Source organism: Leisingera sp. ANG-M1, from assembly GCF_000813745.1.
In the GTDB taxonomy this organism is placed as follows: Bacteria; Pseudomonadota; Alphaproteobacteria; order Rhodobacterales; family Rhodobacteraceae; genus Leisingera.
In genome coordinates this window covers 1-642 of the sequence record NZ_JWLC01000073.1, presented here as the reverse complement: position 1 = coordinate 642, position 642 = coordinate 1, and the positions used below count along the sequence as shown (strand labels likewise).

The window sequence follows — 642 nt, the reverse complement described above, 5'->3', positions numbered from 1 at the left end:
TCTAGGGATTTTCCGTCCAAAAACGACAAAGTGCTCTGGAGGCCACGCCGTCCGCGGCCTCCAGAGGGGTATTACTTTTTTGGCGCTTCACATAGCCAGTCACAATAAATCAATCACTTAGCAGTCTGAATGTCGCATTTGGACGGAAAATCCCTAGAACCCCATCAAGGCCCGATCCTTGGAGCCCTTGCCCTCCCGCACGATGATCGTGCCGTGATCGAAATCCAGATCCTTGACCCGCAGTTGCAAACCCTCACTGATCCGCATGCCCGTTCCATACAGAAGCTGGGCGAACAAACGATGCTCGCCTTCCAGAAAACCGAGGATGCGAACCACTTCATCCGGGGTCAGCACCACCGGCAAGCGCCGCGACGGCCGAGGTCTTCCGATCTCCTGAAGCCAGGGCAGATCCGTGCACAGCACCTTGCCGTAGAAGAACAGCAAGGCCGCCAATGCCTGACGATGCGTGGAGACCGAAACCTTGCGCTCGTTCGCCAGCCAGGACAGAAATGCCTCGACTTCGCTGCTGCCCAAGGTTGCCGGGTGACGCACACCGTGACACAATGGCCGCAGTGCCTGGTATGTCTTTCCGGCACTTCCTGTGTCCATCGTTCACGGCATGCGGGCGTTGGCGAATCCGCG

The 642-nt window shown here is 57.9% G+C and carries 1 pseudogene; it reads right to left on the bottom strand.

Annotation, left to right across the window (positions count from 1 at the left end):
• Window positions 1-162: 162 nt before the first annotated feature.
• Window positions 163-558 (bottom strand): annotated as a pseudogene (intI1, locus tag RA19_RS25405) (class 1 integron integrase IntI1); the annotation flags it as partial.
• Window positions 559-642: the final 84 nt, after the last annotated feature.